Source organism: Lacinutrix sp. Hel_I_90, assembly GCF_000934685.1.
Lineage (GTDB): Bacteria > Bacteroidota > Bacteroidia > Flavobacteriales > Flavobacteriaceae > Lacinutrix.
Genome location: NZ_JYNQ01000001.1, coordinates 169,303 through 192,189, shown reverse-complemented (window position 1 = coordinate 192,189; position 22,887 = coordinate 169,303). Strand labels below are relative to the sequence as shown.

Genomic DNA, 22,887 nt, shown 5'->3' with positions numbered 1-22,887 from the left:
ATCATGAAACCAATCAAAACTCTATTTTTCACTTTTACATGTATCTGTTTAATTTACGCCTGTAAAAATGAAAACGAAGAAAACACAACAAACACTGAAGTCTCAAAAACTGAAAGCGCATCTGAAACAAAAACAGGACAAGCGTTTATTAAAGATGATGTTGGTAAGCCAACCGTTTTAAGTATCGCTATTGGTTCAAAGGACCATAGCACTTTAGTGGCTGCTGTTCAAGCTGCTGAGTTAGAGAATGTATTAGTAAATGCTGGACCATTAATGGTATTTGCGCCTACAAATGAGGCTTTTGATGCCTTACCTAAAGGGACTGTCGAAAATCTATTAAAGCCAGAAAATAAAGAAGTTTTGGCTAATATTTTAAAGTATCATGTAACTCCTGGTAATTACAGCAAAGACTTTCTTAAAAAGTTTAAAAAATTAGGACAAGCCAATAATGATTATGTAAAAGTTGAAGTTGTTAATGGAGAACCTTTAATAGGTGGTGCAAAGATTCTAGCTAGTATTCCAGCTGGAAACGGTATTGTACATGTGATTGACAAAGTTTTATTACCACCAACTGAAGAATAAAAATCACTAATTAAATTTTTAAAACAATGAAGAATATAATACAATCTACTATAACACTTTTAAGTGTTTTACTAGTATTTACAAGTTGTAATAAAGCTACTAACTCTAATAGTAATTCTGGTGCCTTAGCAAGTAATGCCGCAGAAAAAGTATACGTCGCTCCAGGAGAACATGATGAATTCTATGCTTTTATTTCTGGCGGATATAGTGGTAACTTAACCGTTTATGGCCTACCATCAGGAAGAATGTTTAAAGAAATTCCTGTATTTTCACAATTCCCAACCTCTGGATATGGCTATTCTGAAGAAACAAAACCCATGCTTAATACCTCTCATGGATTTATTCCTTGGGGAGATTCTCACCATCCAGACATTTCACAAACTAACGGAGAAATTGATGGTCGTTTCATTTTTATAAATGAAAATAATACCCCGAGAATTGCAAAAATTGACTTAAAGACCTTTGAAACTACTGAAATCATCGAAGTTCCAAATAGTGCTGGTAACCACAGCTCTTCTTTTGTAACGGAAAACACAGAATATGTCGTGGCAGGTACCCGTTTTTCTGTACCTATTCCGCAACGTGACATGCCAATTAATGAATATAAGGGTAATTTTCAAGGCGCTTTATCATTTATAAGCGTTGCACCAGATACTGGAAATATGGCGATAAAATTCCAAATCCTTATGCCTGGTTTTGATTATGATTTATCACATCCTGGACGGGGAAAGTCTCATGGCTGGTTCTTCTTTACCACTTATAACACAGAAGAAGCAAGTACCTTATTGGAGGTTAATGCCTCTCAAAACGATAAAGATTTTATTGCTGCTATTAATTGGAAAAAAATTGAAGCGTATGTAAATGATGGTGGCGGCACAATGATGCCTGCAGATTATGCGCATAATGTATACGATGAAAGTACACACACAGCAACATCTACTATGAAAAAAGAAGTGCGTGTCGTTAATCCGGCTGAAGTTCCTGGTGCTATTTATTTCTTACCAACACCAAAGTCACCGCATGGTTGTGATGTTGATCCCTCCGGAGAATATATTGTTGGTAACGGAAAACTATCTGCCAATTTAACGGTACATTCATTTACAAAAATGTTGGATGCCATTGAGAACAAAAAATTTACGGGTGAAGCGTATGGCATTCCAATTTTAAATTTTGAAGACGTATTAGCTGGTATTGTAGATCAAGCAGGATTAGGCCCATTACACACAGAATTTGATGGTAAAGGTAATGCCTATACGTCGTTCTTTATTTCTTCTGAGGTTGTAAAATGGAAGTTAGACACTTGGGAAGTAATAGACAGACAGCCTACATATTACTCTGTTGGTCATTTAACAATTCCTGGAGGAAACTCTAGAAAGCCACAAGGTAAATATATGTTTGCGATGAACAAGATTACTAAAGATCGTTATTTACCAACTGGTCCAGAGTTAGAACATAGTGCACAACTCTATGACATTTCGGGCGATAAAATGGAGCTTCTACTCGACTTTCCAACGCATGGAGAACCACATTATGCCGCAGCAATGCGCGCTGATCTTATTAAAGAACGGTCCCAAAAAATCTATGATTTAAAAGACAATATGCACCCTTATGCTGCTAAAACTGATGGAGACACAAAAGTGGAGAGAAAAGGGAAAGAAGTACATGTTTACATGACGACTATTAGAAGTCACTTCTCACCAGATAATATTGAAGGCATCAAGATTGGAGATAAAGTATACTTCCACGTGACGAACTTAGAACAAGATTTTGATGTGCCGCATGGCTTTGCTGTACTAGGTCAAAACACGTCAGAAATATTAATTATGCCCGGACAAACTAAAACCTCGGTTTGGGAGCCAAAAAAAATTGGTGTATGGCCCTTTTATTGTACAGATTTTTGCTCTGCATTACACCAAGAAATGCAAGGTTATATAAGAGTATCGCCAGCAGATTCTAGCACACCTATTAAATGGTCTCTTGGAGAGGATATAGAATAAATAAGGTAGCTCTGTAGAAATATCAACATTAGGGAAATTTATATTGGTGTTTATTTTCCTAACAGAGGCGAGAGCCAAAGTATTTTGCTCTCGCCTTTATTTAAAAACAGTAGAGACTTCTAAATAAGTAGTTCTATAATATAACTAAGATCACTATCATGAAAAAATCTAATATTCTCATGTTTATTGCTGCTGTGCTTCCATTTGGGTTATTTCTTTTCCCTTTATGGAGAATCACTCTAGAAGCACCACAGTATCCAACGCCCTTAGCGATGAATATTCATATTAATGATTTTTCTGATGTGCATCCGCATGACATTAAAAACATTAATTTAATGAACCATTATGTGGGGATGAAATACATTCCTGAAGCCATACCAGAGTTTAAAATTTTTCCCATAGGTATAATCATTACTAGCATAATAGGCTTAATTATCGTATTTATAGGTAATTATAAATGGTTTTTAGGTTGGTTTATATTAATGGTCGTCGTGAGTGCTACTGGTATATATGATTTTTATATTTGGGAACATGATTACGGGCATAATTTAGACCCAAAAGCCATTATGAAATTTAAGAATCCAGATGGCACCCAAATGGGCTTTCAACCTCCTTTATTTGGCACCAAAACTATTTTAAATTTCAAAGCACATTCCTATCCACAATTAGGAGCGCTATTTTTAGCATTGGGCATTGCTATGGCATTTGTAGCTTTTTGGGTGGGAAAAAGAGGTAATAAAAAACTTACGCTCTAAAAGAAACAATTCGTATGCATACACTAAAACACTTCATAATAGCAGCATTGCTAATATCAGTTAGCTGTACCGTATCTCCAAAAGCTATAGATTATGGTAGCGATGGTTGTCATTTTTGTAGCATGACCATTGTCGACAAAGTTCACGCTGCAGAAATAGTGACTAAAAAAGGCAAAACATACAAGTTTGATGCTACAGAATGTATGGTGGCCTTTTTAAATGAGTTTGATGCGTCAACAATCAAATTGTATTTATCTAATGATTACAACGTTCCAGAATCTTTAATAGATGCAACACAATCTACCTTTTTAATTACTGAAAGCATCCCGAGTCCTATGGGTGCCTATTTGTCCGCTTTTAAAACTAAAGAAGAAGCTGTTTCCATGCAATCCCATAAAGGAGGCAAATTATATACCTGGAAAGAATTAGTAAACCACTTAAATCAATAGACAATGAATACCATTAACAATGAAATAAATATGGATGTCACAGCAGACTTTAAGTCTTCTAAATTATTAGATATCAATGCTAAAGAAGTCATTTTAATAAACCTGAAAAAGAATGCCATTTTTCCAGAACACACCTCTCCTAGAGATGCTACATTACTAATATTGGAAGGAAAGATAATATTCCACATCAATAATTCTGAATTTAATTTAGAAAAGCACCAAACTTTTAACTTTCCTAAAAATGAAAAACATTGGGTTGCTGCTACAAAAAATTCTAAATTTTTAATTATTAGATAGTTATATAAAAACAGTTTAAATTCAGTCAACGCTATAGTGAACCGCACTTCTAAACATATCATTTTATTCTTTTTTGTTCTTTTAGGCTATTCAGCGTTTTCTCAAACCATTAGCGTTTGTGAAAATTGCGAAATTTCAAGTTTAAAAAAAGCCATTAGCCTAGCTAAGGATTTTGATACCATTATTCTTAAAAAAGGCACCTATAAAGAGCACACTATTATTGTAGATAAACCACTAACCATTATTGGTAAAAACCATCCTGTGATTGATGGTGAGTTAAAAGGAGAAATCATTACCATTATAGCAGATAATGTTACCATAGACGGCTTATTTATTATAAACGTTGGTACAAGTTATACTGAAGATTATGCCGCCATAAGAGTCAGAAAAAGCAAACATTTTGTGATTCAAAATGTAGTTCTAGAAAAATTATTCTTCGGGATTTACATAGAAAAATCAAGCTATGGTAAAGTGTTTCATAACAAAATAATTGGAAATGCCATTGACGAATATAACTCAGGAAATGGCATTCAACTTTGGTATAGTAATCATATACAAATAGAGCATAATTATATCGCGCATGTTCGGGACGGTATTTATTTAGAGTTTTCAGACGATTGCTTAATCAAGAATAATATGACTGTAAATAATGTACGCTATGGTTTACATTTTATGTTTTCTAATGATGATATTTATCAAGACAACACCTTTAAAAACAATGGTGCTGGTGTAGCAGTAATGTTTTCCAAAAAGATAAAAATGATTAATAACACCTTTCAAGAAAACTGGGGAACAGCCGCCTACGGTATGCTTTTAAAAGAAATAAATGATGCTGAAATTATTGGGAATACGTTTGAAGAAAACACTATTGGAATAAACATCGAAGGTTCAAATCGCATTGTATACAAAAACAACAACTTCATTAATAATGGCTGGGCAATTAAAGTGCGCGGTGCGTGTTATAGCAATCGCTTTATAGCGAATAACTTCCTCTACAATTCCTTTGACATTTCTTATAATAGTAGAGTGAATGATAATGTATTTGATAAAAATTATTGGAGTAATTACACTGGATATGACCTCGATAAAGATGGTATTGGTGATATCCCTTACAGACCTGTGAAATTATTCTCTTACATCGTAAACCGCACGCCAGAAACTATTATTTTACTGCGCAGTCTGTTTATAGATCTCATAGATTTTTCTGAAAAAGTATCTCCTGTTTTTACACCAGATAATTTATTTGATAACCATCCAGTAACAAAAAGAATAACATGGTAACAATACAAGGTTTACATAAAAAATTTGGTAAAAACAACGTATTAAGTGGTGTGGATTTAAACATCGATAAAGGTGGGATCTTTGCTGTACTTGGACCAAACGGCTCTGGAAAAACAACGCTAATAAAATCTGTTCTAGGCATGGTGATTCCTAACCAAGGCTGTATAACTGTGCGTGGCGAAAATATTAGAAAAAAATCTAACTACAGACGACACATTGATTACTTACCACAAATAGCAAATTTTCCAAGTAATTTGAAAGTGAAGGAGCTTATCAAGATGATAAAAGATTTACGCGGTAGTGCCTCAGAATCAGAATACCTCATTGAACTATTCAAATTAAAACCGTTTCTAGACAAAAAATTGGGCACCCTTTCTGGTGGTACCAAGCAAAAAGTAAATATTGTATTGACTTTTATGTTTGATAGTCCTTTAATTATTCTAGACGAGCCAACCAGTGGTTTAGATCCCATGGCATTAATCAGACTAAAAGAGTTACTCAGAGCCGAAAAAGAAAAAGGGAAAACAATTTTAATCACGTCACATATTATGGGTTTTGTTGAAGAAATTTCAGACGAGATTGTCTTTCTATTAGAAGGCAAAATCTACTTTAAAGGTACCGTAAACGCTCTCAAAACCAAAACAAATCAACCCGATTTTGAACATGCAATAGCATCAATACTCATAGATAATCATGCTTAAAATATTAAAATATAGTTTTTTCGATTTAATCCGCAGTCGTTGGAGTTACGTCTATTTCGCTTTTTATTTACTACTAGGTATTGTATTGTTATTTTTAAACAATGACCTCTCTAAAGCAGTCATTACCTTAATGAATGTTATTATTGTTCTTGTGCCTTTAATCGGGACTGTTTTTGGTGTGATGTATTATTATAATTCTAGGGAATTTACGGAACTCCTCTTAGCACAAACACTAAAGCGTTCTTCTATCTTTTTAGGCCAATATTTAGGTGTGGCCTTGTCATTGGCCTTGAGTTTGATTTTAGGATTAGGAATTCCCTTTGTGTTTTATGGTTTGTTTAAATCTAATGCGATTTGGGATTTTTCTTTATTACTAATTACCGGAACATTTCTTACCATGATATTTACTGCATTAGCATTTAACATCGCACTCTCTAATGAGAATAAAATAAAAGGATTTGGCTATGCAATACTACTATGGCTATTTCTTGCCATTGTATACGACGGTCTCTTTTTAATGACCTTAATCCTGTTTGAAGAGTATCCTCTAGACAAATTATCTCTGGCCGGTACGATGCTTAACCCTATAGATTTATCACGAACACTCATTCTATTAAAACTAGACATCTCTGCATTGCTAGGTTACACTGGCGCTGTATTCAAGCAATTTTTCGGCACTAGTTTGGGACTCATTGTCTCATTTATAATGCTAATTATTTGGGTAGCTCTACCCGTATTACGAATTGTCTTCAAATCTAATAAAAAGGATTTTTAGCCCTATAATTAGTGATTCACAGTATACGACACTTTAAATAATTAATAGGCCACGCAATACTCTCCCTATATAACGCATAACGATAAACAATTAGGAATCCATAAAAAAGCGCCTAAACAGTACCGTTTAGACGCTTTATAATTTTAATGGTAGTGGTCTTAAACTAAAACTGTTCTATCAAGTAATTTATTAAATCTGTAGTCGTTACAATGCCAACTAATTTTTTATTATCGACTACAGGTAACGCGTGAAACTCTTCTTTTGCTAAAATTTCGGCGACTTCCTTAATCGTTGTATTTGAATTTACACTTACTAAGTTTTTTGCCATAACCTGCTCTATAGTAAACATATTATAGACTACAGTATCGACATCTTCTTGCTCATCGTCAACAGCATCTGCAAAGCTTATTCTTAATAAATCTGTGTAACTTAATATTCCAATAATTTCGTCTCCAGAGACTACAGGAATATGGCGAATATTATTTTTTTTAAATAATCCTTCGGCAGTTTCTAAGTTATCTGAGTGATTTAATGTAATAACATCTTTGGTCATTATTGCTGAAACTGGTGTTCTTTTCTTCATCATTTTTGGTTTTAAATTCTATAGTAAAGATAGTTGTAGGAGCTGATTAAGACCATGACGAAAATCATAAACCAGAATAAAAAACTAATAAAAAAAAAGATTTATACTTTAGGAATAACCCCGTGCTTAAAAGCCTGAATTAACAGCATTAATTTCTCGATAGTTACATGACTCATGACCACAATTTTAAACCATTTCGGATTTAAATGGTTGTCTGGCACAAGTCCGAATTTTTTAGCAATTTCAGCGTTTATAAACGCACTTTTTATCGTCACAATATTCGACGTTGGAAAATGATAATAAGCTATAGCCAAATCGTCCAATTGCTTGCATAGCCAATGTGTACGCTGTTTCAAGATGTGAATTCTTTCAAACCATCCAAAAGGCCCCATTTTCATTAAAATCATCCAAACAGCAATGGCATTAGCACCAGAGCGACTGCCTATTAAGGTGGAATCTTGCCCAACAACATAGCTGGCTTCCTCCGTATTAACATACTTCATAAACCCTTTTTTTATTAAAAAAACACCGGTTCCATAAGGTGCTTGCGCCATTTTATGAGCATCTAGGGTAAAAGAAGTAACATATTTATTACTAAAGTTGAGTGTGTTTTCTTCATTTGAAAACGGATAATAAAAACCGCCAAAAGCACCATCCACATGGATCTTAAAATCTACGTTTACAGCCTTCAAGCTTTCAACATATAAATCGATATCGTCCACGGTTCCAAACATCGTCGTCATCATATTCACGATAACAATAAAATATTTTTTGCCTGAAGATTTTGCAGCCGTTACTTGTGCTAAAATATCTGCTTTAGAAAGTGATCTATCCTCTACTGCATTTGGAATTTTAATATTTGAAATGCAAAGTAAATTACTCGATTTATCCATAGAATAATGGCTGTCTTCACTACAAACAATACAAATCTCATCTAGTGTTGCCTGATGCTCCTGCATAAAATAATTTCTGTAAGTCCAAATAGCTTGAATATTAGCTTCTGTACCACCAGAGGCAACATAACCATCGTGTTCTAGTGGTTTTCCTTTTAAAATATCTACAGCACAGAGCGCTATTAATTCTTTTTCAATTTCTTGAGTGCCTGAAAAATAACCTTCAGACTTATTTAAAGTATGGCAACCAATATGATTTGGATTTTTCACCAACGACGTCATGAATGGAGCCTCTTTAAGAAAAGCAGCATCCAGAGGAAATACGTCTTCATTTAAATGGGACGCTGGAATGCCTAATATGTTTTGAGTAGTATAATTTGCATTGTTATTTAGTGCATTAAAAACTATAGTCTTAAGCTCTTCTTGCGTTTTTTTAAACCAATATTTCATTCTTATTTAAATTTTAATGGCAATCAATAGCGCTAGAAGCCATTTCCACAACTGGCGCTGGAGAAATATAAGGGATTCCTAATCCCATTCCACGAAGAATAAATAATAGCCCAATGACGATTACAAATACTGGAATAGCCTTTTGAATGCGCTGCTTTATAGTTGCATTTAAAAACTTACCTAAATAAATAGCAGTAGTCATTAGCGGTATTGTACCCAAGCCAAATAGAAACATATATAAACTCCCATTAAGTATGTTCCCTGAAGCAATAGCTCCAAAAACAGCCATATAAACCAACCCACAAGGTAAAAAGCCATTTAAAAAACCAATGGTTAAAAAGGTGTCATTGGTTTTCTTTTTTAACGCACTCCCTAAAGCTGATTTTACTTTGGAAATAATTATATAAATAGGTTTGGAAAAATTGTATTTGCCAACGATTTTATGCGGCATTAGCACCACGACAATCATTAAAGCACCTATAACAATTGAGAGTTTTTGTTGTAATCCAAAAATATATAGACTCTTCCCTACTAAGCCAAAAAAGAATCCAATACTACTATAAGCCAGCAATCGTCCAAAATGGTACAAACCAATTTGAGTGACTTTTCTAAGTGAGTTTGAGCGATCTACTGGCAACATAAAGGCTATTGGTCCACACATCCCAACACAATGGAAGCTCCCCAATAAACCTAATATGACCGCAGAGAATAGCATTTAATAGCTGATTTTAGTTTTATATAAATAGTCTTGTCCTTTGTGTTTCCAATCAATTTTAATGTTCCAACGACCATCTAATAAACGTTTGTCAGGTATGAGCAAATGGTAGTCTGACAATGAAATATCAATTTCAAAGTCAAATTGTTTATTAGATGGTCTATATAGGAACATTTTACCTGAAATTTCAGCTAGTTCTAAAGTCTCTGGGAACTTGATTAACAACCCCTCTTCTGTTTGTTCTAAACTTAAATTTTGTGATAAATTTTTAGCATTTTCCTCTTTATTAATATCATTTTGGTAAAGGAGTTCTTGTGCATAATAATCTTCTACTACCAAATCATGATCGTATTTTTTATTGATATTCATGTTAATAACAAAATACATGATAAAGCTTATAAATAATACGAATGCAATAACAATTCCTGTTCCCCAATTAAATCTCATCACTCTATTTTATTTTGTGATTTCCACGACAATGGAAATCATATTACTCTTATTTTTTTATTGAAACTGTCTAAAACGACGCGTTCATTGTTATATTGCGCCTGTTTAAATATTCTAATCTAGTGACAGACAACACTGGTTTCGACAGGCTCAACCTGACAAATTGATATCACAAGACTTTTTATATAGCCTCTTATTTATTACAATAAGCAGCGCCTCTCGAGGCTCCAGAACTACATGCTTAACTATAGTCAATTTATTTATAACTTCTAGGTCCTAAAAAGTTAACGGTAGTCGTTTCAATTATTCTATCATGACTGTAGACTTCAATCATTAGTTTGTTTTTATCTCCTTTAAGTTCGCTTTTTTCAATTTCTATAAATAAAGTCCCTTCAGCAATACCTTGTTCTGGTACAATAAAGTCATCTTTTGTAGAGACTAATTTTATAGTACCCTTGTACTTCCTTAGTTTAAAACTCACATTATCAATAGCATCATTGGTTTTATTCACTAGTTTGTAGGTAAACACATTACTAATAATATCACCATCTTTATGTTCATATAACTGACCGGGCAATCTCAAAACACGTGCTTCAACGTCATTTCTTAGAGTTAACATTCCCAGAAAAACCCCCATAAGAATAATCAATACAGCGATGTAGCCTTTAAGTCTAGGCGTAAGTTTAAATTTTTCTTTCTTTTCAATATTAGCTTCACTAGCGTAACGTATTAACCCTTTAGGGAGATTAACGCTCTCCATAATGTGATCACATTCATCAATACATGCCGTACAGTTTACACATTCTAATTGTGTTCCATTACGTATATCTATACCCGTAGGACAAACATGCACACACTGAAAACAATCAATACAATCACCATAACCTAAGGCTTCCCTATCTTCATTTTTCCTAAAGGATTTTCTTCCATTTTCTGCTTCACCTCGTTTGTGATCATACGCGACAACGATAGATTTATTATCTAACAGCACCCCTTGTAATCTTCCATAAGGACAAGCTATAATGCAAACTTGCTCTCTAAACCATGCAAATACAAAATAAAAGACTGCTGTAAATATAATGAGTGAAAAAAGGGTGCTTACATGTTTAAAAGGGCCATCTATTACGTAGCGAATTAAGGTATCGCTTCCTATTAAATAGGCTAAAAACACATTAGCAATCAAAAAGGAAATAATTAAGAAAATAGACCATTTTAGAACACGTTTTCTAATTTTTTCGGCATCCCATTTCTGTCTATCTAACCTGCGTTGTTTGTTTCTATCGCCATCAATCCAAAATTCAATTCTGCGGAAAACCATTTCCATAAAAATAGTTTGTGGACAAATCCATCCACAAAAAATACGCCCAAAAGCAACGGTGAACAACGCGACAAATATGACACCAATAAGCATTGAAATAACGAACAAATGAAAATCTTGTGGCCAAAATGGAAATCCAAAAATATTAAAACGTCTTTCTAAGATATTAAACAGTAAAAATTGATTCCCATTGATTTTCACAAAAGGTGCAGCAACTAAAAATAGTAATAGAAAATAACTTACTATTTTACGATACTTATAAAATTTACCACTAGGTATTTTAGGAAATACCCAAGCACGTTTGCCTTCTTCATTTATCGTTCCGATAGTATCTCTAAACACTTCGTTTTCGGGGGTTTCCATCATTAAGTCTTTGTTTTTCTAAGGTCTAGTTACCTTCAATAACTATTATTGAATCTGTTTTTACTTCTATCTTTTCTGTTGGAATGGCTTCCATGGGAGCATTCTCACTTACCCAGATATCTCCTTCTGCTTCTTTTGGGTTTGCTGGAGTTGAGCCTTCTAAAGTGAGCACATAGCTGGCAACTTGAGCCATCTCTGCTGCTTTCAAATTTTGTTTCCAGGCAATCATCCCTTTTCCGGAACGCCCTCCCTCAGAAATGGTTTTAAACACATTTTTTATTCCGCCGCCAAGAATCCAGTACTTATCGGTTAAGTTTGGTCCAATACCACCACCTCCGTCTGCCATATGACAAGGAATACAGTTTTCGTTAAAAAGCGCTTTACCGTTATTTAAGTCTAACGCATCGGTCAATACCGTTACGGTTCTAAAATCGACTAAATTTTTTGCTGTTTTTTTGTACTCTTCAATAGCTATTTCAGCCTCTGCATATTCTGTTTCTAATTCAGCATATTGATCATCACCATTAAAAACATGATACCTGAACATGTATACAAATGCAAAAATAATTGAGGCATAAAACCCGTATAGCCACCAAGGCGGTAAGTCGTTATCTAACTCCTTTATCCCATCATAATTATGATCTAGAATAATTTCATGTTCTTCTTCTATTGGTTTTGAGCCTAATAATTTTTTATAAGTAGTTTGTATCGCAACAACAACTTTTGAAGGCTGATTTTGCTTTGCCAGATAACTTTGTTGTTGGGTTTCTGTTAAACTTTTAAACAATATGTTTTCAAGTGCATCGATGATAGCTTCAACGCCAATAAGAAATAATAACACCAGTAATAAATACAACATTATTAATGGGTATTTTAAAAAGGCTGGTTCGTTTCCGGAATCAACGAAATACTCAATAAGTCCGAAGACAGTAAAAAATAAGACAAGGACTCTTAACCAAGAGGGTATAAAATTTTTCATTTGATATCTTTTTTAATATTTTTAAACGGACAACTATAACCTTCAGTAATGACAGTGTAAGGATTCAAATTTTTATGAGTCGGTTTCATAGCTCTGTATCCTTTTGGTTATCTAATGGTAAGTTGCTTACTTTATTTATATACTCTTTTTTAGCAGTGATTACCCACCAAAAAAGGCCTGCAAAAAAGGTGAAGAAAATAAGTAAGGAGATTAAAGGATAAATTTCAATACCTGGAATGCTATCCATATAGTTTTTTACAAATTTTAACATGATTTCTTAGTTTTGAATTGCTGCTTGTTCTTGTAAATCATCGACTTTAATATCTGTTCCTAAACGCTGTAAATAGGCAATAAGCGCTACGATTTCACGGTTTCGCATTTCGACAAAATCGGCACCACTACTCTTTTTATCGGCTTCGTAGGTATTCGCAAAATCGGGATCTGAATATAAGTTTTTTTCTATCTGAGTACCTTGCTCCAGCATATGTTGCTGTGCATTTTTTATTTCTTCTTCGGTATAAGGAACACCAAGTGACACCATGGCTTTCATTTTCGTTTCGGTAAGCGACTTATCTAATGCATCTCTAACAATCCATTGATAGGCAGGCATAATAGAACCACTAGACGTGCTCTGAGGGTCGTACAAATGGTTTAAATGCCAGTTGTCTGAGTACTTTCCGCCGATACGATGTAAATCTGGTCCTGTTCGTTTACTTCCCCAAAGAAATGGATGATCATAAACATATTCTCCTGCTTTAGAATATTCGCCATAACGCTCGACCTCACTCCTAAACGGTCTTATCATTTGCGAGTGACAGCTTACGCAACCTTCTCTAATATATAGATCTCGACCCTCCAACTCTAAAGGGGTATAAGGCTTTACGCTACTAATGGTTGGAATATTAGAGTCTATCATTATGGTTGGAACAATTTGTATTACACCACCAATTAGAATAGCTATCGTAGCGAAAATGGTTAATTTAACAGGCTTACGTTCTAACCAAGTGTGCCAGCCTTCACCAGCGACACGTTTTTTAGACACATTTTGAAGTGCTGGTGCTTCGGCTAACTCATCAGAAACGGTAACCTTAGATTTTACAATAGTTACAATAATATTATAACATAAAATCAACATTCCAATAAGAAATAGTGTTCCTCCAATAGCGCGCATCCAATACATAGGCATAATTTCAGAAACCGTTTCTAAAAAGTTCCCATAAACCAATGTTCCGTCTGGATTAAATTGTTTCCACATACTCGCTTGGGTAAAACCAGCAACATACATGGGTAACGCGTACATAATAATTCCTAATGTTCCTATCCAAAAGTGGAGGTTTGCTAAACCAAGAGAATATAGCTTGGTTTTAAACAATCTTGGGACTAACCAGTAAATCATTCCGAAGGTCAAAAACCCATTCCATGCTAAGGCACCAACGTGAACGTGAGCAATAATCCAATCTGTATAATGCGCAATGGCATTCACATTTTTTAATGAAAGCATTGGCCCTTCAAACGTAGCCATTCCATAACCAGTAATAGCCACAACCATAAATTTTAAAACGGGATCTACTCTTACTTTATCCCAGGCACCTCGAAGTGTCAGCAGTCCATTTATCATTCCTCCCCAAGAAGGCATTAAAAGCATTATAGAAAAAGCAACACCTAAATTTTGTGCCCATCCCGGAAGGGCTGTATATAACAAGTGGTGTGGTCCTGCCCAAATATATATAAAGATTAGTGACCAAAAGTGGACGATAGATAATCTGTATGAATAAATGGGCCTATTAGCCGCTTTAGGTATAAAATAATACATCAACCCTAAAAACGGTGTGGTTAAAAAGAAAGCGACTGCATTATGACCATACCACCATTGTACTAATGCATCTTGCACCCCTGCATAAACAGAGTAACTTTTAAATGCACTAACGGGCATTTCTAAACTATTAAAAATATGAAGTACTGCTACAGTAACGAATGTTGCTAAATAGAACCAAATCGCAACATACAAGTGACGCTGTCTTCGTTTAAGAATAGTACCAATTAGGTTCCATCCAAAAACCACCCAAATAACAGCAATAGCGATATCAAACGGCCATTCTAATTCTGCATATTCTTTAGAACTTGTATAGCCTAAAGGTAAAGTGATCGCTGCTCCTACGATGATTAACTGCCATCCCCAAAAATTAATTTTGCTTAATGCATCATTAAACATTCGCGCTTTAAGTAACCGCTGTGTAGAATAATAGACCCCTGCAAAAATAGCATTTCCTACAAAGGCAAAAATAACGGCGTTAGTATGTAAGGGTCTTAAACGCCCAAAACTTAACCACGAAATACCGTCTGTAAGATTTGGGAAAAGAAACATAAATGCCAATAGTAATCCTACTAACATACCTACAACTCCCCAAAGCATTGTAGCATAAATGAATTGTTTAACGATTTTGTTATCGTAATAAAACTGTTGTACTTCCATTGTAATTATAATTAGTCTTTTTTAGATTGTTTCGCTTTTTTAGGGTCCTCTTTTACTAGTTCATCTTCAAAAAGCATTCTAACAGAAGGCGTGTAACTATCATCATATTGTCCTTTTTTTACAGCCATGATAAAGGCAAAAAAGAACACAATGGCGATAATAATACTTATCGTTAATAATATATATATAACACTCATACCTATTAGAAGTTATGGTTCAAAAGTAGTTGTCTGTGTTTTTTTAGTACATGATATATATCATGTTCTTACTATTTTATCACTTAATTTTTCGTCCTATAAAATTGGTTGCAAGCGTGGTGAAAACCACAACACTTATTGAACTTAAAGGCATTAGTATTGCAGCTATTACTGGCGATAACTGACCGGTTACTGCGAAATACAATCCTATAATATTATAAATGAATGACAAACCAAAACTCCATTTAATAATGGTAATGGCTTGTTTTGACACTTTTATGTACTGGTATAATTGTCTGAATTGTGATGCATCTAAAATAGCATCACAAGCTGGCGAAAAGACATTTACATTTTCTGAAACTGAAATACCCACATCACTTTGTGCCAACGCGCCTGCATCATTTAATCCATCTCCTATCATTAAAATTTTTGCACCTTCTGTTTGATGGTATTTTATATACTCTAGTTTGTCTTCTGGTTTTTGGTTGAATAATAATTTTGTCTTTACCGGTAACAACTTCTTCAAATTTTCTAATTCGCCTTCATTATCGCCAGAAAGAATAACTAAATCATAGTGTTTTTTAAGTTTATTAAAGAGTTTAGACACCCCTTTTCTATAACTATTATAAAACGTAAATTTCCCTTTGTACTTATTGTTTGTACTCACATGAACAGACGTATTTAAAACCGCTGTTTCTGTAATACCTACAAAATTTGCAGAACCAATTTTGATACTTTTTTGGTTGACTTCACCTTCGATACCCTTTCCTAGATGCTCTCTAAAATGGTCTAGTGTAAAAATATTATTTCGCTCTAAAATAGCATAAAGCGATCGGCTTAAAGGATGGTTTGACGCTCTAAGCGTATTTGTTAAAAGGTCTTCTTCATCCTTAGAAAGGCGTTCACCTTCATAAGTCGCTGTACTGTTTTTATTAGAAGTGATGGTGCCCGTTTTATCAAAAATAATAGTATCTACCGCTGCTAATTGCTCAATAACACTGGCACTTTTAAGATAGAATTTTGTTTTTCCAAAGCGACGCAATACATTCCCTAAAGTAAATGGCGCCGATAAGGCAATGGCACAAGGACAAGCGATTATTAATACTGCAGTAAAGACGTTTAACGCTTTTGAAGCATCGTAGACCAACCAAAAAGTAGTGGCTATAAAAGCAACAGACAAGACAAAAATAGTAAAGCGCCTACTAATGGCGTTGGTGATTGAGCTAAACGCTGTTTCTTTGTTTTTGCTAAAAATAGCGTTACTCCACAACTGGGTTAAATAACTCTGCTCTACAGATTTTAAAACCTCCATTTCAATGATGCCTGCGGTTTGCTTTCCACCTGCATAGAGTTTGTCTCCTGAAGTCCGACTTATATTTTTAGATTCTCCAGTAACAAAACTATAATCTATTCTTGCATTTCCATTTATTAGAATACCATCAACAGGAATAAGCTCTTCGTTTCTAATTAATAAACGATCGCCTTTTTTAATGTCATACACTTGAATAGGCGTTTCTTTTCCTTCCGCTGAAATATGGGTTACAGCAATTGGAAAATAGGATTTGTAATCACGTTCAAAGGAAAGGAATGCGTATGTTTTCTGCTGAAAGAATTTCCCAAGCAATAAGAAAAAAACCAGACCGGTAAGACTATCAAAAAAACCAGATCCTAAATCAAAAAAAACATCAATAGTACTTCTTAAAAACAACACGCTAACACCTAATGCAATGGGGACATCTATGTTTAATACTTTAGAGCGTAAACCTTTATAAGCTGAGATAAAATAGTCCTGCGCAGCGTAAAAAACTACGGGTAATGAAAAGACGAACATTAATATTCTAAACAACGGTTTGTATTGTTCAATCCAAAAACCATCGACTTGAAAATACTCTGGAAAAGACAAAAACATAATATTCCCAAAAGCGAAACCAGCAATTCCAAGTTTATAAATTAAACTTCTATCAATCTGTTTTTTGCCTGCCGAAAAATCGTCTAAACTAATATAGGGCTCATAGCCAATAGCACTTAACAAAAGAACAACTTCTTTAAGGGAGTCGTGTTTCGAGTTGTAGGTAATATGCACGGTTTTCTTTCCGAAATCAACTTGAGATGATGAGATAGATGTCTTTAGTTTATTTAAATTTTCAAGAATCCAAATGCAAGAACTGCAATGAATATGTGGTATGTAAAGTGTTACAATCTGAGTATTATCTTCATTAAACTCTAACAACTTATCTATAATATTCTGCTGATTTAAAAAATCATACTTCCCTCCTATTTCTTTCGGAATAGCGCCTGGAGACCCTTGTAAATCATAATAACACGTGAGATCACTTTCAGAAAAAATCTCGAACACCGTTTTACAGCCATTACAACAGAATGATTTATCGTCTACTACAATAGTCTCTTGGTCACACGGGTCACCACAATGAAAGCATTTATTTTGCTTCATACATTTGCTCTTTTATACCTGGAGCAAACCTATCACAACACCGTGTTTTATAACATGATAATTATCATGTTTATGACACATTCCTGTTTTCGTAGTACTGATAATTATCATAGTTAAAAGGCTCTCTCTCCATTAATTTTATAACATCAATTAACACCCTTTATGTATTATAAAATAGATTTAAAATATTTAAAATGAAACACATACTATTACCTACTGATTTTTCGGACAATGCCTGGAGTGCTGCTGTTTATGCTTTAAAGCTTTATACTAACGAAGTCTGTACATTCTACTTTTTAAATTCCACAAAATTTAAAGCATCGGCAACCAGATCTTATATTACAAATAAATATATAGAGACCTTAAGAGCCGAAGCGTTACAAGAACTTACCAATCTAAAAAAAATGGCCAGAGTTGCCAATGCTAATACAAACCATACGTTTGAAATTATTGCACATGAGAAAGATTTAGAAGCGGCTATTAATGATAGCATTCGGTTACATGACATAGACCTTGTAGTCATGGGAACCAAGGGCGCCACAGGAGCCAAAGAGGTGTTTTTTGGAAGCAATACCGTACACATTATAAGTAAAATCAAAGACTGTCCTGTTCTAGTGGTACCCGATGAATTCGATTTTGTTATTCCAAAGGAAATAGCCTTTCCAACAGGTTTTAATCGTTATTATAGTAACATCGAATTAGATCCGTTAAGAGCGATGAGCAGCCTTTACAATTCTAAGATCAAGGTAATACACATCAATACTGAAGACCATTTAACAAGTGTTCAAACATATAATAAAGACATGTTACACGACTATTTAAAACAGTACGAGCACAGTTTTCATTGGCTTCCTAAGTACACTAAAAAAGCTAGTGCCATTAATGAATTCATTACAGATTTGAATATTAACCTATTGGTAATGGTAAATTATGAACACAGTTTTATCGAGAAAATAATTAATGAGCCAGTTGTAAAAAAAATAGGGTTTCATCCTATTATTCCTTTTTTAGTGATTCCGGCCTAAGCTGATAAATATCATTGCTAAAGATTTGAAGTCCTGCTAACTTTACTACGTTGTCAAAATAAAAACATATCATGAAAAGAAGAATACTACTCCCTACAGATTTTTCGAACAATGCCTGGCATGCTATGCTTTATGCCATGGAATTATATAAAGCGGATTCCTGCGATTTTTTTATACTCAATGTCTTTTCTGCAACCAGTAATATTATAGATAGTCTTATAAACATGGAGCCTGGAAGTGAATTGTATGAATTGGCTCAAGAAAATTCTGAAACGGGCTTAGCCCAAGTTCTCGATAAAATTGCGTTAAAAGCATTTAATAACCCAAAACATCATTTCACCACCATTTCAACTTTCAATAACCCATTAGAAGCCATAAAAGATACCGTTGAAGATAAAGATATTGAACTTATTGTGATGGGGTCTAAAGGTGTAACAAATTCAAGAAAATCAGCTTTTGGTAGTGTCTCACTTTATGTAATGGAGAAGGTACGTAATTGTCCTGTTATCGTTGTTCCAGAAAGCGCAACTTACAAACTGCCTAAAGAAATAGTATTCCCTACAAGCTACAAAACACATTTTAAGCAACGTGAATTAAATTATCTAGTAGACATCGCAAAAAAATGCGAGGCCACTATTGCTGTTTTACATATTTCCAAAGATGGGAAACTAAATGAAGAACAGGTGGAACGAAAAAAAATGCTAGAAACTTATTTTGAAGAAGTAGCTACGACATTTCATAACTTAAGTAATCATTCTATTCAAACCGCCTTAAATCTATTTGTAGAAAGTAGACCTAGTGATATGGTCGCCTTTATAAACAAAAAACACACTTTTTTTGATAGTGTACTTACACATCCAATGGTAAAGGAATTGAATTTTAATATGAAGGTTCCTGTACTAGTTATGCATGATTTAAGAAATTAAAATATATTCAAGATGAAAAAAACAGGTATTTGGTTAGATAAAGATCACGCAAAGATTGTAACCCTAGAAAACGAAAAGGTAACCCTCACGACAGTGGCATCAAACATGGATCATTTTCATGTAAAAGGAGGCTCTGGTTCCAAAGGTAAAGGTGGCCCACAAGATGTTGTGCAAGACAGCACGTATTTAGGTAAAGAAAAGCAACAGCTAAAAGACTATTTTAAAAATATAGTTTCTAAAATTAATGATACCGAGGCCTTAGCTCTTTTTGGACCAGCGCAAACCAATGAAAAATTCAGTAAAGAATTGCATGAAAACTATGCAGATTTGGGCAGCAAAATAGTGGGTTTAAGAAAGGTTGACAGTATGACCGATAATCAGGTAAAGGCTTTGGTTAAAGATTTTTTCCAGTCGATGTAAAAATCGACATTTTATTAGTTAGTGTGACTGCCAAAATCAAGTTCGATTTTGGCAGTTTTTAAATCTATTATAATGAATACAGAAAACATAGACGTCATAAAATATTCTGGTGAAAAGGTGAGATTTTCATTAGAAAAGCTGCGCAATTCACTAAAACGTTCAGGAGCAGACAAACAGACTGTTAACCAAATTATAGATACCGTTAGAGATGAGTTGTACCAAGGGATTTCTACTAAGGAAATATACAATCGCGCGTTCGCTTTACTCCGAAAAAAGAAACGAATCTTTGCATCAAAATACAAACTAAAAAAAGCAATTTACGAACTCGGCCCTACAGGTTTTCCTTTTGAACGGTTTGTAAGTGCCATTTTAAAATATTCAGGCTATACCACTCAAGTTGGAAAAATAGTAGACGGCAAATGTGTCGCTCACGAAATTGATGTCCTTGCGACTAAAAATAACGAGAGTACTATTATAGAATGTAAATTCCATGGAGATCAAGGACAATATTGCAATGTTAAAGTACCCTTATACATCAATTCTCGCTATAACGACATTAAAGACCATTGGAGATCTAGTTCTAAAAAGAACACAAGCCTTACTGAAGGTTGGGTGGTCACAAATACTAGATTTACAAAGGATGCTTTACAATATGGAACCTGTTGTGGCCTATACCTATTAAGTTGGGATTATCCAGAAAATAATGGACTAAAAGACCGTATAGATCGATTAGGACTATACCCAATAACGGTATCTACCTTATTAACCAATAGAGAAAAACAGTTTCTATTAAGTCGCGAAATAGTGCTTTGTCGTGAACTTATTGGTGATGCGTTCTACTTAGACCACTTGGGCGTTTCCGAAATAAGAAAAGAAAAAATACTAAGCGAAATAAATCAGCTTTGTAATTTATAAAACAATTAATATGAAACCGTTCGTAAACGTTCATTTTTTAGGAGCTTCGGGTACTGTAACAGGTTCGAAATTTCTTATTGAAACTTCAGAAAAAAACATTTTAATCGATTGTGGTTTATTTCAAGGTTTAAAAGTATTACGCGAGTTAAACTGGAATAATCTACCCATTAAAGTCAATGAAATAGACCTTGTTTTACTTACCCACGGTCATTTAGATCACGTGGGGTATTTACCAAGACTCTTAAAACAGGGGTTTAAAGGAAAAATTATAGGAACAGCCCCAACGCTTGCTATTGGCGAAATTATACTAAAAGACAGTGCTAAAATTCAGGAAGAAGAGGCTAAAAAAGCGAACGCCGATAAGTACACAAAACACCATCCCGCTTTAGCTTTTTATACTATTAAAGACGCCGAAAACACCATTAAACTCTTTCAAGCGGAAGAAATAGATACATGGATTCAATTATCTAAAAACATAGCTTATCGTTTTCAATATAATGGCCATATCATTGGTGCCACTTTTATAGAACTGGATATTTTTGAAAAACGCTTCGTATTTTCAGGTGATATAGGGCGAGAACAGGATTATTTATTAGAGACACCTAAGAAACCTGATAAAGCAGATGTTCTTTTTATAGAAAGTACTTATGGTAATAAATTACATCCAGATGAAGCTATTGAAACACTGCTCTCTGATTTAATAAAAGACACGATTAACAAAAAAGGACAGTTAATTATTCCAAGTTTTGCAGTTGAACGTTTACAAACCTTGATGTACATTCTTTGGAAACTATATCAAAAAAACAAAATCCCTAACATTCCCATTTTTATAGATAGCCCCATGGGAAATAATGTTTTAGACGTCTTTAATCGTTTTCCAAAATGGCACAAGTTATCTGATACTGAGTACAGAGCCATGTGTAATCATGTTACCATTGTACAATCTTATAAAGAAACCTGGGATACGATTGACGATAAACGTTCAAAAATAATCATTGCAGGCAGCGGCATGGTTACTGGCGGCCGTGTTCTAACCTATTTAAAACAACTTATTGATGAGCCGTCAACCACCGTTTTACTCGTTGGTTATCAGGCCGAAGGGACTCGGGGTAGACAATTACATGATGGCGCTCATGAAATCAAACTCTTTGGAAAATATTATCCAGTAAAAGCGACTATTAAGCGTATTGATAGTCTCTCGGCTCATGCAGATCAACAAGAACTTTTAAATTGGATGAGCGCTATAAAAAACACCCCAGAGAAAGTGTTTTTAGTTCATGGAGAACCCACGGCACTCGATGCCTTTAGAGTTAAAATAAAGACGGTTTATGATTGGACTGCAACCATTCCAAAACTTGGTGATGTTGAAAAAATAATTCAATAAAAAATAAATCAAAATGAAAAAGTCACTTCCCTACAAAAGTTATAACAGTACTAAAACGGTAGATGAATTAATATTTAATTTACTTAATTACGAACTGCGAATTAAGTCACTAAAAAAGGAATTAGACTTTATCTTATTTGTAATTGATACTGCACATTTCAAGGAACACGTTATCAATTTATTCGAAATACTATCTGTTTTTAAAACCGACATAAATGACATTAATAGTACTCAAAACATAGTATTAAATAAGATAAGCAAAACTTCAAAGATTCTGTATCAAAAAAGAGAATGTGAAGATTTAGTTTGTGATGACTTTTTCATTAAAGACTATGAGCGTTTAGAAAAAGAAATACTCCATTTTATGGATAGTGCAACAAATTTAAAAGCAGATGTAATACAATATCTACAAAGTGTTATTATTGCAAAATAATAACCTAACAAACTGATATTTATCATTTTAAAAAACATTTTCTATAACTATTTTAGAGTCATAATTATAAGTTTAAT

The 22,887-nt window shown here is 34.1% G+C and carries 24 protein-coding genes; 14 read left to right on the top strand and 10 right to left on the bottom strand.

From position 1 onward, the window contains the following. Positions 1–3: 3 nt before the first annotated feature. From GQ46_RS00825 to GQ46_RS00790, 8 genes are all read left to right on the top strand, one after another. A complete protein-coding gene (locus GQ46_RS00825; protein WP_044397489.1) occupies positions 4–582 on the top strand; it encodes a fasciclin domain-containing protein in 579 nt (192 codons plus the stop codon). Positions 583–608: 26 nt separating this feature from the next. Further along, positions 609–2,579, top strand: coding sequence for a Sec-dependent nitrous-oxide reductase (gene nosZ, locus GQ46_RS00820; RefSeq protein WP_044397487.1), 1,971 nt, complete (start codon positions 609–611; stop codon positions 2,577–2,579). A gap of 158 nt (positions 2,580–2,737) precedes the next feature. Further along, positions 2,738–3,334: a hypothetical protein gene (locus GQ46_RS00815; RefSeq protein WP_044397485.1), complete on the top strand. Its 597-nt coding sequence runs from the start codon at positions 2,738–2,740 to the stop codon at positions 3,332–3,334. A gap of 14 nt (positions 3,335–3,348) precedes the next feature. After that, complete coding sequence (locus GQ46_RS00810; protein WP_044397482.1) at positions 3,349–3,783, top strand: nitrous oxide reductase accessory protein NosL; 435 nt, start codon at positions 3,349–3,351, stop codon at positions 3,781–3,783. Between the two features lie 3 nt (positions 3,784–3,786). Further along, the gene (locus GQ46_RS00805; RefSeq protein ID WP_044397478.1) at positions 3,787–4,080 is read left to right on the top strand and encodes a cupin domain-containing protein; all 294 of its coding nucleotides are present in this window, start codon (positions 3,787–3,789) and stop codon (positions 4,078–4,080) included. Between the two features lie 36 nt (positions 4,081–4,116). Continuing rightward, positions 4,117–5,361 carry a nitrous oxide reductase family maturation protein NosD gene (locus tag GQ46_RS00800; RefSeq protein ID WP_082041688.1) on the top strand — a complete coding sequence of 415 codons (1,245 nt, stop codon included), beginning with the start codon at positions 4,117–4,119 and terminating at the stop codon, positions 5,359–5,361. Further along, complete coding sequence (locus tag GQ46_RS00795) at positions 5,355–6,062, top strand: ABC transporter ATP-binding protein (protein WP_044397476.1); 708 nt, start codon at positions 5,355–5,357, stop codon at positions 6,060–6,062. The genes GQ46_RS00800 and GQ46_RS00795 overlap by 7 nt, the downstream gene beginning before the upstream one ends. Then, the gene (locus GQ46_RS00790) at positions 6,055–6,837 is read left to right on the top strand and encodes a nitrous oxide metabolic protein (protein WP_044397474.1); all 783 of its coding nucleotides are present in this window, start codon (positions 6,055–6,057) and stop codon (positions 6,835–6,837) included. The genes GQ46_RS00795 and GQ46_RS00790 overlap by 8 nt, the downstream gene beginning before the upstream one ends. Before the next feature lie 163 nt (positions 6,838–7,000). Here the strand turns inward: GQ46_RS00790 and GQ46_RS00785 are convergent, their stop codons facing one another. The 10 genes from GQ46_RS00785 to GQ46_RS00740 all read right to left on the bottom strand — a co-directional run bounded on the left by GQ46_RS00785 (position 7,001) and on the right by GQ46_RS00740 (position 17,707). Then, positions 7,001–7,420: a CBS domain-containing protein gene (locus GQ46_RS00785; protein WP_044397473.1), complete on the bottom strand. Its 420-nt coding sequence runs from the start codon at positions 7,418–7,420 to the stop codon at positions 7,001–7,003. A gap of 101 nt (positions 7,421–7,521) precedes the next feature. Further along, entirely contained in the window at positions 7,522–8,763 is a 1,242-nt protein-coding gene (locus GQ46_RS00780) for a pyridoxal-dependent decarboxylase (RefSeq protein WP_044397472.1), read from the bottom strand. 13 nt (positions 8,764–8,776) lie between these two features. Further along, on the bottom strand, positions 8,777–9,478 hold the full coding sequence (locus GQ46_RS00775; RefSeq protein WP_044397471.1) for a sulfite exporter TauE/SafE family protein: 702 nt from the start codon (positions 9,476–9,478) through the stop codon (positions 8,777–8,779). Next, positions 9,479–9,925 carry a FixH family protein gene (locus GQ46_RS00770; protein ID WP_044397470.1) on the bottom strand — a complete coding sequence of 149 codons (447 nt, stop codon included), beginning with the start codon at positions 9,923–9,925 and terminating at the stop codon, positions 9,479–9,481. It abuts the gene before it with no gap. A gap of 256 nt (positions 9,926–10,181) precedes the next feature. Further along, positions 10,182–11,606 (bottom strand): cytochrome c oxidase accessory protein CcoG, encoded by a 1,425-nt coding sequence (ccoG, locus tag GQ46_RS00765; RefSeq protein ID WP_044397469.1) that lies wholly within the window; start codon positions 11,604–11,606, stop codon positions 10,182–10,184. Positions 11,607–11,631: 25 nt separating this feature from the next. After that, positions 11,632–12,585: a cbb3-type cytochrome c oxidase N-terminal domain-containing protein gene (locus GQ46_RS00760; RefSeq protein ID WP_044397467.1), complete on the bottom strand. Its 954-nt coding sequence runs from the start codon at positions 12,583–12,585 to the stop codon at positions 11,632–11,634. A gap of 85 nt (positions 12,586–12,670) precedes the next feature. After that, on the bottom strand, positions 12,671–12,856 hold the full coding sequence (locus tag GQ46_RS00755) for a cytochrome c oxidase subunit IV (protein ID WP_044397466.1): 186 nt from the start codon (positions 12,854–12,856) through the stop codon (positions 12,671–12,673). Positions 12,857–12,862: 6 nt separating this feature from the next. Then, a complete protein-coding gene (gene ccoN / locus GQ46_RS00750; RefSeq protein WP_044397465.1) occupies positions 12,863–15,058 on the bottom strand; it encodes a cytochrome-c oxidase, cbb3-type subunit I in 2,196 nt (731 codons plus the stop codon). Between the two features lie 11 nt (positions 15,059–15,069). Continuing rightward, on the bottom strand, positions 15,070–15,255 hold the full coding sequence (ccoS, locus tag GQ46_RS00745; protein ID WP_044397464.1) for a cbb3-type cytochrome oxidase assembly protein CcoS: 186 nt from the start codon (positions 15,253–15,255) through the stop codon (positions 15,070–15,072). A 79-nt stretch (positions 15,256–15,334) separates the two neighbouring features. Then, positions 15,335–17,707 carry a heavy metal translocating P-type ATPase metal-binding domain-containing protein gene (locus tag GQ46_RS00740; protein ID WP_044397463.1) on the bottom strand — a complete coding sequence of 791 codons (2,373 nt, stop codon included), beginning with the start codon at positions 17,705–17,707 and terminating at the stop codon, positions 15,335–15,337. A gap of 194 nt (positions 17,708–17,901) precedes the next feature. Between GQ46_RS00740 and GQ46_RS00735 the strand changes: the two genes are divergently transcribed. The 6 genes from GQ46_RS00735 (at position 17,902) to GQ46_RS00710 (ending at position 22,810) form a co-directional block, all read left to right on the top strand. Continuing rightward, entirely contained in the window at positions 17,902–18,732 is an 831-nt protein-coding gene (locus GQ46_RS00735; protein WP_044397462.1) for a universal stress protein, read from the top strand. Positions 18,733–18,803: 71 nt separating this feature from the next. Beyond that, positions 18,804–19,658 carry a universal stress protein gene (locus tag GQ46_RS00730; RefSeq protein WP_044397461.1) on the top strand — a complete coding sequence of 285 codons (855 nt, stop codon included), beginning with the start codon at positions 18,804–18,806 and terminating at the stop codon, positions 19,656–19,658. A gap of 12 nt (positions 19,659–19,670) precedes the next feature. Further along, on the top strand, positions 19,671–20,078 hold the full coding sequence (locus GQ46_RS00725; RefSeq protein ID WP_044397460.1) for a hypothetical protein: 408 nt from the start codon (positions 19,671–19,673) through the stop codon (positions 20,076–20,078). 72 nt (positions 20,079–20,150) lie between these two features. After that, positions 20,151–20,993, top strand: a complete 843-nt coding sequence (locus GQ46_RS00720) for an ATP cone domain-containing protein (protein ID WP_044397459.1) — start codon at positions 20,151–20,153, stop codon at positions 20,991–20,993. Between the two features lie 10 nt (positions 20,994–21,003). Beyond that, positions 21,004–22,377, top strand: coding sequence for an MBL fold metallo-hydrolase RNA specificity domain-containing protein (locus GQ46_RS00715; RefSeq protein WP_044397458.1), 1,374 nt, complete (start codon positions 21,004–21,006; stop codon positions 22,375–22,377). A gap of 13 nt (positions 22,378–22,390) precedes the next feature. Continuing rightward, entirely contained in the window at positions 22,391–22,810 is a 420-nt protein-coding gene (locus tag GQ46_RS00710) for a hypothetical protein (protein ID WP_044397457.1), read from the top strand. The last annotated feature ends 77 nt before the right edge of the window (positions 22,811–22,887 follow it).

Excerpts from the sequence above, each read along its gene's own strand:
- GQ46_RS00785 (WP_044397473.1), bottom strand. The coding sequence starts at position 7,420 with ATGAAGAAAAGAACACCAGTTTCAGCAATAATGACCAAAGATGTTATT.
- GQ46_RS00715 (WP_044397458.1), top strand. The coding sequence starts at position 21,004 with ATGAAACCGTTCGTAAACGTTCATTTTTTAGGAGCTTCGGGTACTGTA.
- GQ46_RS00770 (WP_044397470.1), bottom strand. The coding sequence starts at position 9,925 with ATGAGATTTAATTGGGGAACAGGAATTGTTATTGCATTCGTATTATTT.
- GQ46_RS00730 (WP_044397461.1), top strand. The coding sequence starts at position 18,804 with ATGAAAAGAAGAATACTACTCCCTACAGATTTTTCGAACAATGCCTGG.
- GQ46_RS00805 (WP_044397478.1), top strand. The coding sequence starts at position 3,787 with ATGAATACCATTAACAATGAAATAAATATGGATGTCACAGCAGACTTT.
- ccoN (WP_044397465.1), bottom strand. The coding sequence starts at position 15,058 with ATGGAAGTACAACAGTTTTATTACGATAACAAAATCGTTAAACAATTC.
- GQ46_RS00780 (WP_044397472.1), bottom strand. The coding sequence starts at position 8,763 with ATGAAATATTGGTTTAAAAAAACGCAAGAAGAGCTTAAGACTATAGTT.
- ccoS (WP_044397464.1), bottom strand. The coding sequence starts at position 15,255 with ATGAGTGTTATATATATATTATTAACGATAAGTATTATTATCGCCATT.
- GQ46_RS00825 (WP_044397489.1), top strand. The coding sequence starts at position 4 with ATGAAACCAATCAAAACTCTATTTTTCACTTTTACATGTATCTGTTTA.
- GQ46_RS00725 (WP_044397460.1), top strand. The coding sequence starts at position 19,671 with ATGAAAAAAACAGGTATTTGGTTAGATAAAGATCACGCAAAGATTGTA.
- GQ46_RS00790 (WP_044397474.1), top strand. The coding sequence starts at position 6,055 with ATGCTTAAAATATTAAAATATAGTTTTTTCGATTTAATCCGCAGTCGT.
- GQ46_RS00735 (WP_044397462.1), top strand. The coding sequence starts at position 17,902 with ATGAAACACATACTATTACCTACTGATTTTTCGGACAATGCCTGGAGT.
- GQ46_RS00795 (WP_044397476.1), top strand. The coding sequence starts at position 5,355 with ATGGTAACAATACAAGGTTTACATAAAAAATTTGGTAAAAACAACGTA.
- GQ46_RS00760 (WP_044397467.1), bottom strand. The coding sequence starts at position 12,585 with ATGAAAAATTTTATACCCTCTTGGTTAAGAGTCCTTGTCTTATTTTTT.
- nosZ (WP_044397487.1), top strand. The coding sequence starts at position 609 with ATGAAGAATATAATACAATCTACTATAACACTTTTAAGTGTTTTACTA.
- GQ46_RS00710 (WP_044397457.1), top strand. The coding sequence starts at position 22,391 with ATGAAAAAGTCACTTCCCTACAAAAGTTATAACAGTACTAAAACGGTA.
- GQ46_RS00810 (WP_044397482.1), top strand. The coding sequence starts at position 3,349 with ATGCATACACTAAAACACTTCATAATAGCAGCATTGCTAATATCAGTT.
- GQ46_RS00740 (WP_044397463.1), bottom strand. The coding sequence starts at position 17,707 with ATGAAGCAAAATAAATGCTTTCATTGTGGTGACCCGTGTGACCAAGAG.
- GQ46_RS00720 (WP_044397459.1), top strand. The coding sequence starts at position 20,151 with ATGAATACAGAAAACATAGACGTCATAAAATATTCTGGTGAAAAGGTG.
- ccoG (WP_044397469.1), bottom strand. The coding sequence starts at position 11,606 with ATGGAAACCCCCGAAAACGAAGTGTTTAGAGATACTATCGGAACGATA.
- GQ46_RS00755 (WP_044397466.1), bottom strand. The coding sequence starts at position 12,856 with ATGTTAAAATTTGTAAAAAACTATATGGATAGCATTCCAGGTATTGAA.
- GQ46_RS00775 (WP_044397471.1), bottom strand. The coding sequence starts at position 9,478 with ATGCTATTCTCTGCGGTCATATTAGGTTTATTGGGGAGCTTCCATTGT.
- GQ46_RS00815 (WP_044397485.1), top strand. The coding sequence starts at position 2,738 with ATGAAAAAATCTAATATTCTCATGTTTATTGCTGCTGTGCTTCCATTT.